The 14,851-nt window shown below is 62.9% G+C and carries 14 protein-coding genes; 6 read left to right on the forward strand and 8 right to left on the reverse strand.

Translation table 11 applies throughout. The features are described 5' to 3' along the window. Window positions 1-178: 178 nt before the first annotated feature. The 6 genes from HMPREF2734_RS02085 to HMPREF2734_RS02110 all read right to left on the reverse strand — a co-directional run bounded on the left by HMPREF2734_RS02085 (window position 179) and on the right by HMPREF2734_RS02110 (window position 7,151). Window positions 179-1,177 (reverse strand): alpha/beta hydrolase, encoded by a 999-nt coding sequence (locus HMPREF2734_RS02085; RefSeq protein WP_070568837.1) that lies wholly within the window; start codon window positions 1,175-1,177, stop codon window positions 179-181. A 71-nt stretch (window positions 1,178-1,248) separates the two neighbouring features. After that, window positions 1,249-3,012 (reverse strand): arabinofuranosyltransferase AftB family protein, encoded by a 1,764-nt coding sequence (locus tag HMPREF2734_RS02090; protein WP_070568839.1) that lies wholly within the window; start codon window positions 3,010-3,012, stop codon window positions 1,249-1,251. A 25-nt stretch (window positions 3,013-3,037) separates the two neighbouring features. Further along, window positions 3,038-4,033 (reverse strand): decaprenyl-phosphate phosphoribosyltransferase, encoded by a 996-nt coding sequence (locus tag HMPREF2734_RS02095; protein ID WP_070423325.1) that lies wholly within the window; start codon window positions 4,031-4,033, stop codon window positions 3,038-3,040. Further along, window positions 4,034-4,552 (reverse strand): phosphatase PAP2 family protein, encoded by a 519-nt coding sequence (locus HMPREF2734_RS02100; RefSeq protein WP_070423326.1) that lies wholly within the window; start codon window positions 4,550-4,552, stop codon window positions 4,034-4,036. Next, window positions 4,542-6,491 (reverse strand): glycosyltransferase, encoded by a 1,950-nt coding sequence (locus tag HMPREF2734_RS02105; protein ID WP_141750400.1) that lies wholly within the window; start codon window positions 6,489-6,491, stop codon window positions 4,542-4,544. The genes HMPREF2734_RS02100 and HMPREF2734_RS02105 overlap by 11 nt, the downstream gene beginning before the upstream one ends. Before the next feature lie 87 nt (window positions 6,492-6,578). After that, window positions 6,579-7,151 carry a TetR/AcrR family transcriptional regulator gene (locus tag HMPREF2734_RS02110; RefSeq protein WP_070568842.1) on the reverse strand — a complete coding sequence of 191 codons (573 nt, stop codon included), beginning with the start codon at window positions 7,149-7,151 and terminating at the stop codon, window positions 6,579-6,581. Between the two features lie 73 nt (window positions 7,152-7,224). On the opposite strand from HMPREF2734_RS02110, the gene HMPREF2734_RS02115 reads away from it, so the two are divergent. From HMPREF2734_RS02115 to HMPREF2734_RS02125, 3 genes are all read left to right on the forward strand, one after another. Then, window positions 7,225-7,914 carry a GAP family protein gene (locus HMPREF2734_RS02115; protein WP_070568845.1) on the forward strand — a complete coding sequence of 230 codons (690 nt, stop codon included), beginning with the start codon at window positions 7,225-7,227 and terminating at the stop codon, window positions 7,912-7,914. Between the two features lie 124 nt (window positions 7,915-8,038). Then, window positions 8,039-9,571 (forward strand): SulP family inorganic anion transporter, encoded by a 1,533-nt coding sequence (locus HMPREF2734_RS02120; protein WP_070568848.1) that lies wholly within the window; start codon window positions 8,039-8,041, stop codon window positions 9,569-9,571. 10 nt (window positions 9,572-9,581) lie between these two features. After that, window positions 9,582-9,992: a hypothetical protein gene (locus HMPREF2734_RS02125; protein ID WP_070568851.1), complete on the forward strand. Its 411-nt coding sequence runs from the start codon at window positions 9,582-9,584 to the stop codon at window positions 9,990-9,992. A gap of 9 nt (window positions 9,993-10,001) precedes the next feature. Here HMPREF2734_RS02125 and HMPREF2734_RS02130 read toward each other — a convergent pair whose 3' ends face one another. Next, window positions 10,002-11,303 carry an ATP-binding protein gene (locus tag HMPREF2734_RS02130; protein WP_246816762.1) on the reverse strand — a complete coding sequence of 434 codons (1,302 nt, stop codon included), beginning with the start codon at window positions 11,301-11,303 and terminating at the stop codon, window positions 10,002-10,004. 74 nt (window positions 11,304-11,377) lie between these two features. Here HMPREF2734_RS02130 and HMPREF2734_RS02135 point away from each other — a divergent pair, with 74 nt between their 5' ends. Then, a complete protein-coding gene (locus HMPREF2734_RS02135; RefSeq protein ID WP_070568856.1) occupies window positions 11,378-11,941 on the forward strand; it encodes a TetR/AcrR family transcriptional regulator in 564 nt (187 codons plus the stop codon). A gap of 3 nt (window positions 11,942-11,944) precedes the next feature. Here the strand turns inward: HMPREF2734_RS02135 and HMPREF2734_RS02140 are convergent, their stop codons facing one another. Continuing rightward, window positions 11,945-13,537 (reverse strand): cation:proton antiporter, encoded by a 1,593-nt coding sequence (locus HMPREF2734_RS02140; RefSeq protein WP_070453294.1) that lies wholly within the window; start codon window positions 13,535-13,537, stop codon window positions 11,945-11,947. A gap of 84 nt (window positions 13,538-13,621) precedes the next feature. On the opposite strand from HMPREF2734_RS02140, the gene HMPREF2734_RS02145 reads away from it, so the two are divergent. Together HMPREF2734_RS02145 and HMPREF2734_RS02150 are read left to right on the forward strand one after the other, a co-directional pair. Continuing rightward, the gene (locus HMPREF2734_RS02145; RefSeq protein WP_070568859.1) at window positions 13,622-13,816 is read left to right on the forward strand and encodes a hypothetical protein; all 195 of its coding nucleotides are present in this window, start codon (window positions 13,622-13,624) and stop codon (window positions 13,814-13,816) included. Window positions 13,817-13,897: 81 nt separating this feature from the next. After that, on the forward strand, window positions 13,898-14,851 hold the full coding sequence (locus HMPREF2734_RS02150) for an iron-siderophore ABC transporter substrate-binding protein (RefSeq protein WP_245167960.1): 954 nt from the start codon (window positions 13,898-13,900) through the stop codon (window positions 14,849-14,851).

Consider the following 14,851-nt stretch of genomic DNA (forward strand, 5'->3'; position numbering starts at 1 on the left):
CGTCGGGCTACTTGTGTCACAAGAGTATCGCCCTAAATCTTAAGTTTCACTTGAGGGTTTAATCGAGCGCGACACGCGGGGCGTTACTGCAAACACTTCCGCAAACACCTCTACAAACAACAAAAGGCGCGTGCGGAACACATCCGCACGCGCCCTCACCTGGCTGGAAATCCGGGAACTACCAGGCGTTCATCACATTCAGGATGCGCGGCTTGGTGGCCTCGAGCTGGCTGCCAAACTGATCCCAGTTGTGCAGGCCGGTCGGGGTGAACACGGCAGTGTGCTTCACGCCGGTCACGGTGGCCTTGGCGGACCAGGCGCGCGTCGTCGCGTTGGCAACGCCCTCGAGCGCGATGCCGGCGGCTTGGTGCTGCGGCAGGTACTTCTCGTCGGCCGGGCCCGGCACGGCGGAGCCTGCGGAGACGTACACGTCCTTGCCGCGCAGGTTGCCCATGTTCAGGAACGGGTCGTTTTCAAAGCGGCGCGGGTTCAGCGAGGAGCCCCACATGGCGTTGACGTTGTACATGCCGCCATCCAGGAGCGCGGCGCGCAGCGCGGTCTGACCACCCGGGATGGTGGTGGCCAGGTAGCCCGAGTAGGACAGCACCTGACGGAACTGGTTCGGGTGCAGCGCAGCCAGGTTGACCGCGGCGGTGCCACCCATGGACAGGCCGAGGATGGAGTTGTTCGTCGGCGACACGCCGAAATGCTGCTGCAGGTACGGCGGCAGCTCCTTGGTCAGGAACGTGTCCCACTTGTAGGTCACCGGGTTGTTGAAGTCGTAGGTCGCCGGGGCGTTCCAGTCGGTGTAGAACGACGACTGTCCACCCACCGGCAGCACGAGGGTGATGTTGTGGTTAACAAAGGTGCGTGCCGCGTTGACGTCGTTGAGCCACGCGTTGGTGCGCTCCGTCGCACGCAGGCCGTCGAGCATGTAGAGGCCCGCGTTGCCGCCGCGCTGGGCGGGCTGGATCTGTACCGGGATGTGGCGGTTCATTGCGGCCGACCACACGTTGCAGCGCTGGACCCAGTAGCCGACCCGGTCCCAGGTGCAGCCGGGGCGCAGCCAGTCGCGGTTGGCGGCGGCGGCCTGTGGCGCGCTCACGATGGAGATCGCGCTGAGGATCGCGACCAGCACCGCGGTGAGTTTGCGGCGCACGGAGGTTCGAGTGTTCATGCATTCCCCTCGAGACGTGTTTTCAGGCAAAAGACACGTTCACGTTACCAACCCGAAACATAGTCCGCTATTCACTCGGTCGGCCAGGCGATTTGTCGGGTGGGGCTGGTGTGACTGAGGTAGTGCGTGGGGTCGTCGTCAAGCGTGAGCGTGCGGCCCGGGCCCAACGAGTAGCGGACGTTGGCCCAGAAGCGGTCCCAGCTCATGGGTTCGCGGGAGGTGGCCAGCAGGTCGGCGATGTCGTCGCTACGCAATGCTTCGCGCGCGTCCTGCGCTTTTTGCTTATCGACGAACTGCGGCAACTTGTCCAGATCCGCATCCGTGTCCGCCACCTGCCACTCCAGGCCCAGTTCCTTGTCGTGGCCGATGCGCCCGTCCGGCACCCGCGGCATGCGCGCGGCGATCGGGGTGGCCAGGCCGACCGTGTCCAGGATGCGCGTGTTCAGCGGCGAGTTCATGCTGGTCATGCCAAGGTTGACCATGTAGGCGGTCAGTTCCAGATCGCGCTGGTCGGTTGCGTCGGGCTGGCGCTCGCGCACGAACCACTTGTAGCGCTCCGGCTCGGCGGTGACGATAGCGAGGCTGATCTGGGCGGCGTCCTCGTCGAGGCCTTGCTCGATGGCCTCGTTCCAGTCCCACATGAGTTTCGAGCCGAGGAAGTCTTCGGCGTACAGGGGTGGGTCGCCGGCGTCGCGGCCGACGGCCATGGTCCAGAAGTCGCGCTCGTCGACAATGCCGAGTTCCTTTTCGCCGTTGTTGTATGGCTCCCAGTCGATGGGATGCGCGCGCAGGACGATCACGCTGGCCCACACGACAAGCGCGGTGCCCACTGATGCGGTCACCTTGGTGTACGGCACCGCCATCACTGGCAGCAGCAGCGCGAACAGGGGCAGCAGCCACATGCGGCCGTGCATGAAGTCGCCGCCGACGCGCAGCACGTACAGCATGTGCGCGAGTGCAACGCCGGTGGTCAAACACACAATTGCTAATCGACGCCCCCTCGCACCCCACAACAACCACACCGCCACCGCAGCAGCGCCGAGGAGAGGCAGGGCCAGCCAGTAGTAGCCGAAGAAGTCCGCAAAGTACTCCCAGCCGCGGGCCCATTCAGAGCCGCTGGCGGACTTGGCCACCGCGGTGTGCGGGGTGATCAGGCCGTAGTAGCCCATGCGGAACAGTTGGTAGCCGGCGGGAACCGGCAGCGCTACGGCGAGGATGCCGAGCGTTTTGCGGGGGCTAAACGCGATGAGCATGATGCCTGCCACCCCGCCGTAGAGCGCGAGTTCGGGGCGGACCAGCCAGGACAGGCCGGACCAGAACGCGAGGAAGTAGCCGGCGTAGGGCGCGCGGCGCTTGACCGGGTCCTCGGCCCAGGCGACGAGTGCCGCCCACCAGATGGCGATCCACAGCAGCGACATGCCCCACTCGAGCCCGGAGGTGGCAAAGTCGCGCGCGGGCGGCAGCGCAATATAGATGATGATGCCGAACGGGATGACGGGGCCGACCCTGCCCCAGAACTTGCCGGAGGCGTACGCGGCGGTGGCGGCTGCTGCGGCGGTGCACAGCAACGCCAGCCACATGGCGATGCTTTCCAGACGGGCATCCGTGAGCCACCCGAACAGCGTGATCAGGTACTGCCACAGGGTGGAGGTGTTGGCCTCCACGCGCTCGCCGGCGTTGAACACGGGACCGTTGCCGGCCAACAGGTTGCGCACGGTGCGCAGGACGATCAGGCCGTCGTCGGACATCCAGCGGCGGGTCCAACCGCCCCAGAATGCGGCAACGCCCGCCACCACGGCTGCGGCGAGCGCGGAGATGCGGGCGTTTTTAGTCATTGCGCAGATGTTACTGCGTTTTGTCCTACCAACCTAAGTTCGGCACAACGTAGACCGCCATGACGATGCAGAAGATCCAAGCTGCGGCGAGAAGCTGCAGCACTCGGTCCTCGAGGGCGATCTCGTCGGGTGCACCGCCCTGACCACCGTCGACGACGGAGGCGTAGCGCAGGATCGCGATCACGAACGGCACCATGGATACCTGGTACCAGATGGCGGCGGTGCCCTCGACGGAGTTGGAAAGCTGGAAGCCCCACAGTGCGTAGGACATGACCACGGCGGTGGCGGACAGGGTCCAGACGAAGCGCAGGTAGGTTTCGGTGTAGCCCTGCAGCGAGCGGCGGATCTCCGCGCCGGTTTCCTTGACCAGCAGCAGTTCTGCATAGCGCTTGCCGGAAGCCATGAACAAGGAACCGAACGCGGCGACCAGCAGGAACCACTGCGACAGCTCGATGTCGGCAGCGACACCGCCGGCCATGGTGCGCAGCATGAAGCCGGAGGACACCAGGGCGATGTCGATGACCGGGATGTGCTTCCAGCCGAAGCAGTAGCCGAGTTGCAGCGCAATATAAATGCCAATGACCCACGCCAACGCGGCACCATCAGTGGCCAGCAGCGACAGGCCGAGTGCCGCGGCGATGAGCACCGCCGCCATGATGTATGCCAGGTTGATCGGCAGCATGCCGGAGGCGATCGGGCGGAAGCGCTTCGTCGGGTGGCGGCGGTCCGATTCGACGTCGCGGGCGTCGTTGATCAGGTAGATCGAGGACGCACCGAAGCAGAACACGATGAACGCCAGCAGGATGTCCACCACGGTGTGGCGGGTGAACGCTTCCGCGCCGGCAGCCAACGGTGCCGCCAGCACGAGGACGTTTTTCACCCACTGCTTGGGGCGCAACCCCTTGATCATCGCGTCGACGAGGTTCTTCGGTGGGGTTTTCTTCATCACCTGGTCCACACCTGAGGTGTGGGGTTCAGACTTCAGCAGCGGCTCGTCGATAGGTTCTTGCGTGTGTGCCACTTAAATCCTCTTCTCCGCTTCAATCACGGCCTTCGCCGTCCCCGCGCCAAGCAGTGCGCCGGCGAGGGTGTCGGTCGGGTAATGGACGCCGAGCACGTTACGCGACAGCATCATTACGGGCACCAGCAGCCACGGCCACTTCTTTCCGGTGATGTTGGCCAGGTGCGCGGCGGCGGCACCCGTGTTCGCGGCGTGCGAGGACGGGAACGACAGTTGGGAGGGCGTTCCCACTCCGATCTTCACCCGCGGGTCGTTCGGGCGTGGGCGTCGCACGATGCGTTTGAGCACCACGGTTGCGGCGTGCGCGGCGAAGGTGCCAACGCCCAGTGCGAGCCACTTTGAGCGCCGTTGCTTATCGACGTCCCCGATGCTCGTTGCGATGGCGCCAGCCATCGCAACGCCTAGCCAGCCCAGGTCGTGCTCACCGAAGTATGAGAGCACACGGGCGCCTTTGGCGGTGGCGGGAGAATACAGCGCGTCCTGGATGGCGACGAGCAGGTCTGTTTCCTTACTGGGCATCGAACACCTTCCCCCAGTTGTCGTGGCTGGTGAGGTCTTCGCGCGCGTCGCGGTAGATGCGCTTGAGTTCCGGCCAGCGCTGCTTGATGTCGGCGCGCAGCTGCTTTTGCTCTTCAACAAGTTTGTCGGCGAGGGCCTTGTCGCGCTTGCGGAAGGCCACGCCGGTGCCGCCGGCGGTGGACACGGTTGCGGAATCCACACGTGCCAGGGTGTACCAGCGGGCTTCCTCCGCGGTGAGGTTCAGCTGCGGGGCATCCCAGTGGGCGCGGTCTTCGTCCTTACGCAGGTGCAGCAGTGCCTTAACGGCCCACGGGATCTTCTTCACCTTGGCTAGGCGGCCGCCGATCTTGTTCGTCGGCACACCGGGCGCGCCGGTGGGTGCGGGCAGTTCGGTCGCGGACGGCAGGACCTGCGCGTCGGAGTACTCGCTACGGATCTTCTGGATGCGCGGCAACGAGGATTCGAGGATGTCGAAGAGTTGGTCCGGCCCGGCCAGGAAGTCACGCATCGCCTCGTTTTGGATGGCGATGGTGGAGTACTCCATGCAGAAGTAGTGCTTCGCAGTGGACTTTTGCATGTTCTTCAGCATCGCCTCGGGGTTGTCGGGCCCGTAGATGGAGGCGACGATGAGGCGATTGCGCATGTGGAAGTATGCCTGCCAGTCGATGGCGTCGTCCTTGTCGGCCCAGGCCATGTGCCAGATGGCAACGCCCGGCCAGGTGACGGTTGGGAAGCCCGCTTCCTTGGCGCGCAGGGCGTACTCGTTGTCGTCCCACTTAATAAATAGCGGCAGCGGCAGGCCCATCTTCTCTGCGACGACGCGCGGGAAGAGGTTCATCCACCAGCCGTTGTAGTCCACGTCGATGCGGCGGTGCAGCGGGCGCGAGGTGGTCTTACGCGGATCCAGATCCTCTTCCTCAGTGCCCACGTAGCCGAGTGGGTACTTGGCAAAGTCGTGGTCGTACACGGCGTGCTTGGCTGCAGAGAACATGAAGATGTTCGGGTCGACGGTCTCGCCGGTTGTGCGCAGCTGGGAGCGGTCCTGCAGGTTCAGCATCTGGCCGCCGACCAGGATCGGCTGCTTGGCGTAGCGCGCGGCCTGCACGGAGCGCACGATGGAGTCCGGCTCGATGGCGATGTCGTCGTCCATGTACAGGATGAACGGCGCGTCGGTGCTGTTGAGCGCCTCGTACATGATGCGCGAGTAGCCGCCGGAGCCGCCCAGGTTGCCCTGGTGGAAAATTTGCAGTTTGCCACCGAGATTCTTCTCCGCTTCGGCGAAGTCCGGCTCGTCCGCCGGGTGCTGGTTGCCCTGGTCGGGCATGAGCACATTGCTAATCGACGCCTCCACGTACGGGTCCTCAGCCAACGCATGCAACGCGTTGACCGCATCCCGGGGACGGTTAAACGTGGGGATGCCAACGGCGACCTTTTTGGGTTGGGGTGGGACCACGGTGCCGTCGTTAAGCACTTGCTCTTGCGGCTCCTGCGGGGAGCACCACGCCGCATCGCTGATGCGCGTGTCCTCCTCGGCGGTGATGTCGAACCACAGCCAGCCGCCGTCCTCGAAATTGCCCAGCTTCAACGGGATCTCCGTGTAGCCGGTCGCGTCCACGTTGGTCACGCTGATGCGGGTGCCGTCGTACTTCGAGCGGTACACCGAAATCGTCGCGCGGCCCTGAACCGTCATCGCCAGGACGACGGTGTCCAGCTGCGACCAGCGGCGCCAGTAGCTCGCCGGGAACGCATTGAAATAGGTCTCGAAGGAAACCTCGTTGCCTGCCGGAACCTCAAAACTCGTCCGGTCCGACCAGCGCAGGCGCTGCTTGTTCTGCTCCTGCTCGATCAGGTACAGCATGCGCACGTCGTGCGGCTCGCCCTTCTTCGGCATCAGCACACGCGCAAGCGTGTCTACCGCGAGGTTGTTGCTCGTTTCCACAGCTCTCACTTTCTATTGTGGGCAGTCGGAGTTAAGCGTAATCGCTTCAAAGGTGATTCCTTGGTGTGGCTCGCGGGGTGGCGCGGGTTAGCCGGCGAAGAGGAGGCGCAGGCCCTCACGGAGGTCAGCCAGGATGCGGTCGGCCTCCGATTCGGGAACCCGCAGGTTGTCTAGAGTGAGGCCGTTGACCAGCGCGGTAACCAGGCGCGCTTTGGGCTTTGCGTCCTCCTCACCGCCCATCGCAGCGACAACGCTGTCCTGAAAGTCTTCGAGGACCTCGGTATAGAGATTCGCAATCCAGTCCCGGGTTGCAGAGGCGGAGCCGTACGTGACCCAGATTGCGGCGTCTTCGGAACGCACACCTCCGATCGGGAGGAGCTCTGCAAGCCTCGCCACCCAGGTTTCGAGCTCGCCTTCCCTTTCAGGCACCGCCGCCACCCGCTCGCTCTGGCGCTGGATGGAGCGGATGAACGCGTGAGCCAGCAGGGTGTCCCTGTTCGGAGCGTGGTACTGCACAGAGCCGGCGGCGAACCCGGATTCCTTCGCCACCTCCCGCACGCTCACGGCATCGAGCCCCCGCGACGCAATGATGCGGATGGTCGCGTCGGCGACGGTCGCGGCCGATTCTGAGAACTGATGGTCCAGGGAAAAATCATTCATGGTTGCGCCCCAGTCTAGATTCTCGTACGTTCGTACGGTGTAATACGTTCGTACGAGAGATCCGGAGATCCGCATGGGTTCAGTCATCGCCGTTGTTGGCTTGGCGCTGCTCGACAGCCTGAGCTTGGGCACCCTTGTCATCCCCCTTGCGCTTATCGTCCACTGGCGCGCCGTCCGCGTGCCGGCGCTGACCACCTACCTGCTTACCGTTGCGGCGGTGTACTTCCTCCTCGGACTAGGGATCCTCCTCGGGTTCGCCGGCCTGGGCTCAATTGCCGAACGGGCCACGCAGACCGACGTCTTCCCATGGATCACGTTGATACTGGGCGCGGTCCTCGCGCTTTTCGGCATCTTCGGCCCCAACCCCAAGAAGCCCGAACCCGGGCAGTTGCCGAAACGCGCAGCCGGAGCCACAAGCAGTGTGCCAAGCATGGTCGCCCTGGGCCTCGGCGCATCACTTACCGAGGCGGCGACGATGCTGCCGTACATCGCAGCGATGGGCATCATCGGCAGCTGGGAAATCCCCTCCGCGGCAAAAGCCGGGGCCGTGGGCGTCTACTGTCTCGTCATGATCTTGCCGACGGTCATCCTCGCCACCTTGGCGCTGCTCTTCGGCCAGAAGTTCTTCCCGCGGCTCGAGCGCCTCATCCCCCGCCTCGAGTACGAGGCAAAAGTGACACTTCTCTGGATCGCCGCCATCGTCGGCATCTACATGGTGGCGTACAGCTTTGCGACGATCCGCGGCGACCTCCCCGCCTCGTAACAAGGACCGTTTTCGCGCGGCGGCTGCATTGGCGATCGCCTCCCCGGAACCGTTACGGTAGCTACGATTTCCACCCCTCACCTGCTCGAGGGAAACCATCTAACGCATTGAAAACGGTATACCTATGGCTGCCCCTCACACCGAGACCACTCGCGAACCGCTCGCCCCGACGGGCGTTGTGGAATCCTTCCGCTACGCATTTAGCTCCGCCGCGCGGCTTCGTCGTGAAGTACTTGCCGGGCTCACCGTCGCACTCGCCCTGATCCCCGAGGCCATCGCGTTTTCGATCCTGGCCGGCGTCGACCCCGCCGTCGGCCTGTTCGCCTCCGCCACCATGGCTGTGACCATCGCGTTTACCGGCGGGCGGCCGGCGATGATCTCCGCCGCAACCGGCGCAGTCGCCCTCGTCATCGCACCCGTCTCGCGCGAGTACGGCATGGACTACTTCATCGCCACCGTGCTGCTCGCCGGCGTGTTCCAAATCATCCTGGCGGCACTCGGCGTGGCGAAACTGCAGCGCTTCATCCCGCGCTCAGTCATGGTTGGTTTTGTCAACGCCCTCGGCATCCTCATCTTCGCTGCGCAGATGCAGCACCTTATCGACGTCGCCTGGCCCGTCTACGCGCTCACCGCCGCCGGCCTGCTCATCATGGTGTTCTGGCCGAAAATCACCAACGCGGTCCCCGCCCCGCTGGTTACCATCGCGGTGCTGACCACCGTGGTCGTCATCGCTGACATCCCCGTGCCCACCGTCTCCGACATGGGCGAACTACCCCGCTCCTTCCCCGCCATGATGATCCCGCACGTGCCGCTGACGTGGGAGACGTTCCAGATCATCGCGCCGTACGCGCTGGCCATGGCAATCGTGGGCCTGTTGGAATCGCTCATGACCGCAAAACTTGTCGACGACATCACCGACACCCACTCCGACAAAACCCGCGAATCCTGGGGCCAGGGCGTGGCCAACATCGTCACCGGCCTCTTCGGTGGCATGGGTGGTTGCGCCATGATCGGCCAAACCCTGATCAACTCCCGCGAGGCTGGTGCCCGCACCCGCCTGTCCACCCTGCTGGCCGGCGTGTTCCTGTTGGTTCTCCTGCTGGCGTTCGGCGACGTTGTGGGCATCATCCCGATGGCCGCGCTCGTCGCCATCATGATCGTCGTCTCCCTTGGCACGATCGACTGGCACTCCATCCACCCGCGCACCCTCAAACTCATGCCGGTGTCCGAAACCATCGTCATGGTGGTCACCGTTGCCGCCACCTTGATCACCAGCAACCTCGCCGTCGGCGTGGTGCTCGGCGTGGTCACCGCCATGATCATGTTTGCCCGCCGCGTCGCCCACCTCGCGTCGGTAGAGAAGGTGGCGGAGCTCGACACTGATGGCGACGGCCGCATCGACACCCGCACCTACCGCATCCACGGCCAACTCTTCTGGGCATCCAGCAACGACCTGGTCTACGCCTTCGACTACGCCGACGACGCCGACCACATCATCATCGATCTCAGCCACGCCGAAATCTGGGACGCCTCCACCGTGGCCACCCTCGACTCCATCACCCAGAAGTTCCACAACCGCGGCAAAACCGTCACCATCACTGGCCTCGACGGCCCCAGCAAAGCCCGACTCGACCGCCTCACCGGCCAACTCCCGTAGGCTCTTCGCCATGAAGCCTTACAACTACAACGGCGATTACGACGCCGACGGCCTCCCCATCGGGGGATCTGGAGACCGGAGTGGAACTGGCGGCGGACAGGGTGGCGGATTTCTCGGGGGAAGCTCGGTTGATCGCTCGCCACTCGGCGCCCCCAATGAACACCGCACCCCCGGCACGCCCGCCCGCAACTACACCATCGGCGCAGTCCTCATCGCCATCTGCGTGCTGTCCTTTTCGTTCCTTTCCGGCGCAACCGCCGTGTTCGTTGGCATCTTCGGCGCCATCGCCGGTGCCGTGTTCCTGATCATGGGTGTTCAAGGCAGCAACGACGCACCCAACCTGGAGCAGCACTACTTCGACTCCCAACCCGAGGTGGACTGGGACGACAACTTCAAGCGCGAGTTCGGCGACGGCCGGTAGGTGGTTCGGCTACGGGCCTAGCGCCCCGATCGGCACAACCACCACACCGTCCGCTCGACGGTGTGCAGGCCCACCAGAGGTGACAACGAGCAACACGGTGTCCTGTTCAAGCTGTTCGTCAAACCTCTTAAGGGTGTCTGCCGCGTGATCGAGAATTTCCGGCGTGTACCCAAGCTTGACCTCAACCAGGATGTCGACGCCTTCGTAGTTCACCACCGCATCAACCTCAAGCTTCGTGTTTAGCCGAGCGTGGTACACCGTCTTGCCAGTCAGTGCGCGAAGCTCGTGGAAAACGAGCGACTCGAAAAGCTGCCCAAAGTAGCGCGGATCCTGCAACAGTTGCTGAGGACCGCGCTCAAGTGCAGCCATCGCAAAGGACGGGTCCGCGAGGTGACGCCTGGGTGACTTGCGCAAGGTTGCTTTCGACCGCAGGTGCGTAGACCACGCTGGCTGATCCACCGAAATAAAGATCCGCGATAACGCGTCGAGATAATCACGTGCGGTTTCACGATGCATGTCGATATCAGTCGCAATTGTTTGCAGATCAATTTCTGTAGCAACCGCGCGAGAGATGGACTGCATCATTCTGCGCACACGCTCCGAGTCTCGCGAGACTTCACCCACAGTGTGGATATCCACATCGGCGACCGTCTGCACGTAATCACGGACGTTCTCTATCGCGTCATCCAAGGAAAGGTCCGCGTTGTAAGGAAGGCCTCCGCGACACATTCGCTCAGCAAGCTCAGTCAGCGTCAAGGCAGGAGTTGCAAACTGAGGCGCATTGCCCGCAGCAATCTTGCTGAGGGATGCAGAACCTTCTGACTCTCCCGACTCGAACAGGGTCATCGTCGACATCGTTAGGCGCGCAAATCTTCCAGCACCAGAGTGGCGGGTTGCGTCCACTCCCGGAGCGGTGGAACCCGTGAAGATGAACTGTCCCTTCGCCTTACGAGAATCAATCTCGTGCCGCGCAAAATCCCAAAGACGCGGTTGCAATTGCCACTCGTCGACGAGACGAGGGGTGCCACCTTCGAGCAGTACACGTGGATCGGTCGCCATCGCCAGCGGGACGCTCGGATCAGTTTCAACATTCAAGACACTCCCGGCCTGCCGGCTCGCGGTTTCCGTTTTCCCGCAGCCCTTCGGCCCTTGAATGAGCACTCCACCTTGGCGACGAAGAGCGCTTTCGAGTTGGCCATCCGCAAGCCTTGGAATGTATGAGTTTGACATGCCAAAACTATACCTCCCACCAGCATATTCGACACTTTGAAACGGTTTTGTTCGACATTTTGAAACGATTTCGTTCCGCACTTTGAAATTCTGCGAGATAGTCGGCGGAAACATGTCTCGCCGAAACGAAATAACCACTCCGTAGACTCAGGGGCATGCCGAAGATTACTGAGGACACCGTCGCCGAGCACCGCGCCGTACAACACCGCGCGGTGCTTGACGCCGCCGAGCGCCTCATCGTCGAAAACCACGGCAAGGTGCCCACCCTGGCGGAGGTGGCTGCCGCGGTCGGTCTCGCGCGACCCAGCGTGTACCGGTATGCAAAATCCCAGCACGACCTGCTGGTCCAGCTCCTCATCGCGGCCACCGACGAGTGGAACGCCGAACTCGAGGCCAAGATTAAAAACGCGCCGCCGGAGCCTCATCAGCGCATCCGCGCCTACGTGGACGCCACCCTGGACCTCTTCGCGCATGGTGGCCACGGCCCACTCATGGCGGCGGCGAAGAACTTCCCGGAGGCGTTTGCCGACGACAACGTGCAACGCTCCCACGCCGGATTCCGCACCATCGTGGCGGACTTTTGCCCTGGCGTATCAGCCGTGGATATCGCGCTGCTCAACTCCGCCATTGCGCGTGCAGCCGAGTTCGCCGCCACACCGGAGGCGTTCAAGGCGGCGCGGGAGACGTTATATGCGATGGCGGATGTGGTCGTCGATTAGCAACTAGGACTCCCACTTCACCATCTGGCTTGGGCGTGCGAGCACGTTGCGCTTGCTGGCCACGATAAGACGGTCCAGGTCAGCCTGCACCGCGTCCACATCCGCCGGGTTGTACTGGCGCTCCCGGCGCGCCCGGTGCAACTCGGAGCTCGCCGCCTTAAGCGCAACCTTCTGCATTTCAATCGCGCTTTCGCGAGCGCGCTCGAAAGCTGCCATGCGCTCGTCAGTGCTTTCCGGATCCTGCAGGCGCTGCTCCGTAATCGAGTTCAACCACTCCTGCACCATCGTGTACGCCTCCGGCGCATGCTCCTCGCCGTGTTCGCGCACCGCCTTGTGCGCCGCCGCGTACGCCCGCTGGTTCAATTCTTCAATTGCCCGGTCTGCTTCTGGGCCTTTTTGCAGGTCCATCTTCCGCACCAGCCATGGCAGCATGAGGCCGGGGATCACCATCGTGCAGGTCAGCACCGTCAACGCAATGACGGACAGTTCGTGGTGGTACTCGGTTGCCGACGGCGGGATAGCCAACACCAGCGCCAACGTGACCAAACCGCGCATGCCAGACCACGCCATCAGGAGCACCTCCTGCAGGCGCAGTGGCGACACGTGCGTGCGACCCTTGCGCACGTTCAACTTGTACAGCACCCACATCCAGGCCAGACGCACCACAAATGCGACGACGGAGAGCACCACGCCGACTTGTACGGCCGGCCAAATGTAGGTGCCGGCGGTGTCGATAGCATCACGCACGCTCATGCCGATCAACCCGAACGCCACGCCCGTGAACAGCAGCTCCACTGTTTCCCAGAACGAGTGACCGGTCAGGCGGTCCTCCGCTGTCATCGTGGAGCGCGACGACAACTCCACCGCGGCGATCACGATCGCGATCACGCCCGAAGCGTGGATCGCCTCACAACCCGCATAGATGGCGAACGGCAGCACCCACGTAAACGCGGTACGGATCACGGAATCTGGCACCGAGTTTGCAAACAGCGCAGCTAGCCTGCCGACGATCAACCCCACCACCACAGCAACCGCCGCGGCATAAAGGAACTCAACGAATCCCTTGGTGAAGTCCACTTCACCCTCTGCAATCACCGCAGCCATGGCGATGTTGAAGGTGACAATCGAGGCGGCGTCGTTAAACAGCCCCTCCGTCTGCAACGTTCCGGTGATGCGCTTCGGAATGCCAGCCGGTCCCGCCACCGCGTCGACCGCGACTGGGTCCGGCGGGGCGATCGCCGCCGCCAACACCATCGCGGTAGCCAGACTCACGCCCGGCAGGATCCACATCGCCGTCGCCGTCAGCGCCGCGATAGTAAGGAACACCAGGATGACCGACATGGTCAGCACCACGTTGAGCTGCGAGCCGATCTGACCCCAACTCGTGCGCCTGGCCAGCGACCACAGCAGTGGCGGCAGGAAGATCGGCAAGATCAGGTGTGTGTCAATGGACACCGTGTCAATGCCTGGAATGAAAATCACCGGCGCCACCACGATGGTCAGCAGCGCCGGCCACGGAATGCCCGTGCGCTCACCAACCGCAGCGACAATGACGGTGGCCAGCAACAATCCGATTAGCGCAATAAACGTTCCCACGCTGGCTCAGCTTACGACGCTGACGCTGGTTCCTCGCCCATCTGCTGAATTCACAGAAATCCGATATCGGCTTCCGCCGGCGACGTGTTGGACGTCATCGGCGACTCCGTCCCGGCCTTCACCACCCCATATGCACTGCTTGCCCACAACGACTCGGCCGAGTTCGGCACCGATGACGACACGGTGGTTGGCATCATCAACCGCTCCGACATCAACCGGTACCTCGTCTCGACGTTCGTCGCCCCGGTCCCGAGCGCCCAGACAAGGATTGTCCCTTAGGTAAGGCATGCCTTAGAGTAATCACGTTAGGTCAGGGAGACCTAACGTGAAACTTTTTGACCACCTACGAAAGGTGCAACCTTGGCACTCTTTACCTCTCGCGCCCTGAAGGGGATCGCAGCCACGTTCACTGCGGCGCTCATGCTTGCCAGCTGCTCCAGCGGATCAAGCGATTCAACAACCGCCCCCGAAACTTCCGATGCCAACGGGTCAGAGGAGCGCATTGTGACAATGGGCCTCGGCGACGTCGATACGGTTCTTGCCCTGGGCGAACAACCGGTTGGTTACGCCACCTGGCAACAGGAAGGTACGGGGGACCCTTCCGGACTTGGACCGTGGGCCAAGGACAAGCTCACAGTCGAACCAAACCCGCTCCGGGACACGACCACCGAGTTCAGTACTGACACTGCCGAACAAGTTGCCTCGCTCAACCCGACAAAGATCATTGCAGTGAATAGCGGCCTCGAAGCCGATAAGAGGGCATTACTCGAGCAGATTGCACCAACCACCTTCCACTCGGATGAGTACCAAGATTGGCAGGTGCCATGGGACGAACAGATTAAGGAAATCTCCAAGGCGTTGAATAAGGAGGCCGAAGGCGAAAAGCTCATCGCCGACTCCGAGAAGGCCTTCCAGGATTTCCGTGAAGCGCACCCCGAGTTGCAAGGCAAAACAGCGGTAATCGGCATGCCTTACGACGGAAAGTTTGGCGTCTACACCTCGGGCGACGGCCGCGGCTCCTTCATCGAAAAACTAGGGTTCAAGATCCCGGAGAAGTTCAACGGCGATGGCTCCAGCTTCTTCCTTGACTGGTCCCCCGAGAACTACGCCGACTTCAACGACGTGGATTACCTCTTCGTGCTGGACTACTACGGCGCAATCGATGCTCTGAAGAACGACGCCACCTTCATGGACCTCGATGTGAATAAGCGTGGCGGGGTCTACTGGTTAGACACAGATACCGCCAACGCAATGAGCATGCCGAACCCCCTCACGATCCCGTACGCAATCGATCAATTCAAAAAGCAGCTCTAG

Source organism: Corynebacterium sp. HMSC055D05, from assembly GCF_001810365.1.
Taxonomy (GTDB): domain Bacteria; phylum Actinomycetota; class Actinomycetes; order Mycobacteriales; family Mycobacteriaceae; genus Corynebacterium; species Corynebacterium coyleae.

What these genes read in the sequence shown, in the direction of transcription:
- HMPREF2734_RS02085 (WP_070568837.1), bottom strand. Translation starts at nt 1,177, where the DNA reads ATGAACACTCGAACCTCCGTGCGCCGCAAACTCACCGCGGTGCTGGTC.
- HMPREF2734_RS02090 (WP_070568839.1), bottom strand. Translation starts at nt 3,012, where the DNA reads ATGACTAAAAACGCCCGCATCTCCGCGCTCGCCGCAGCCGTGGTGGCG.
- HMPREF2734_RS02100 (WP_070423326.1), bottom strand. Translation starts at nt 4,552, where the DNA reads ATGCCCAGTAAGGAAACAGACCTGCTCGTCGCCATCCAGGACGCGCTG.
- HMPREF2734_RS02110 (WP_070568842.1), bottom strand. Translation starts at nt 7,151, where the DNA reads ATGAATGATTTTTCCCTGGACCATCAGTTCTCAGAATCGGCCGCGACC.
- HMPREF2734_RS02115 (WP_070568845.1), top strand. Translation starts at nt 7,225, where the DNA reads ATGGGTTCAGTCATCGCCGTTGTTGGCTTGGCGCTGCTCGACAGCCTG.
- HMPREF2734_RS02120 (WP_070568848.1), top strand. Translation starts at nt 8,039, where the DNA reads ATGGCTGCCCCTCACACCGAGACCACTCGCGAACCGCTCGCCCCGACG.
- HMPREF2734_RS02125 (WP_070568851.1), top strand. Translation starts at nt 9,582, where the DNA reads ATGAAGCCTTACAACTACAACGGCGATTACGACGCCGACGGCCTCCCC.
- HMPREF2734_RS02135 (WP_070568856.1), top strand. Translation starts at nt 11,378, where the DNA reads ATGCCGAAGATTACTGAGGACACCGTCGCCGAGCACCGCGCCGTACAA.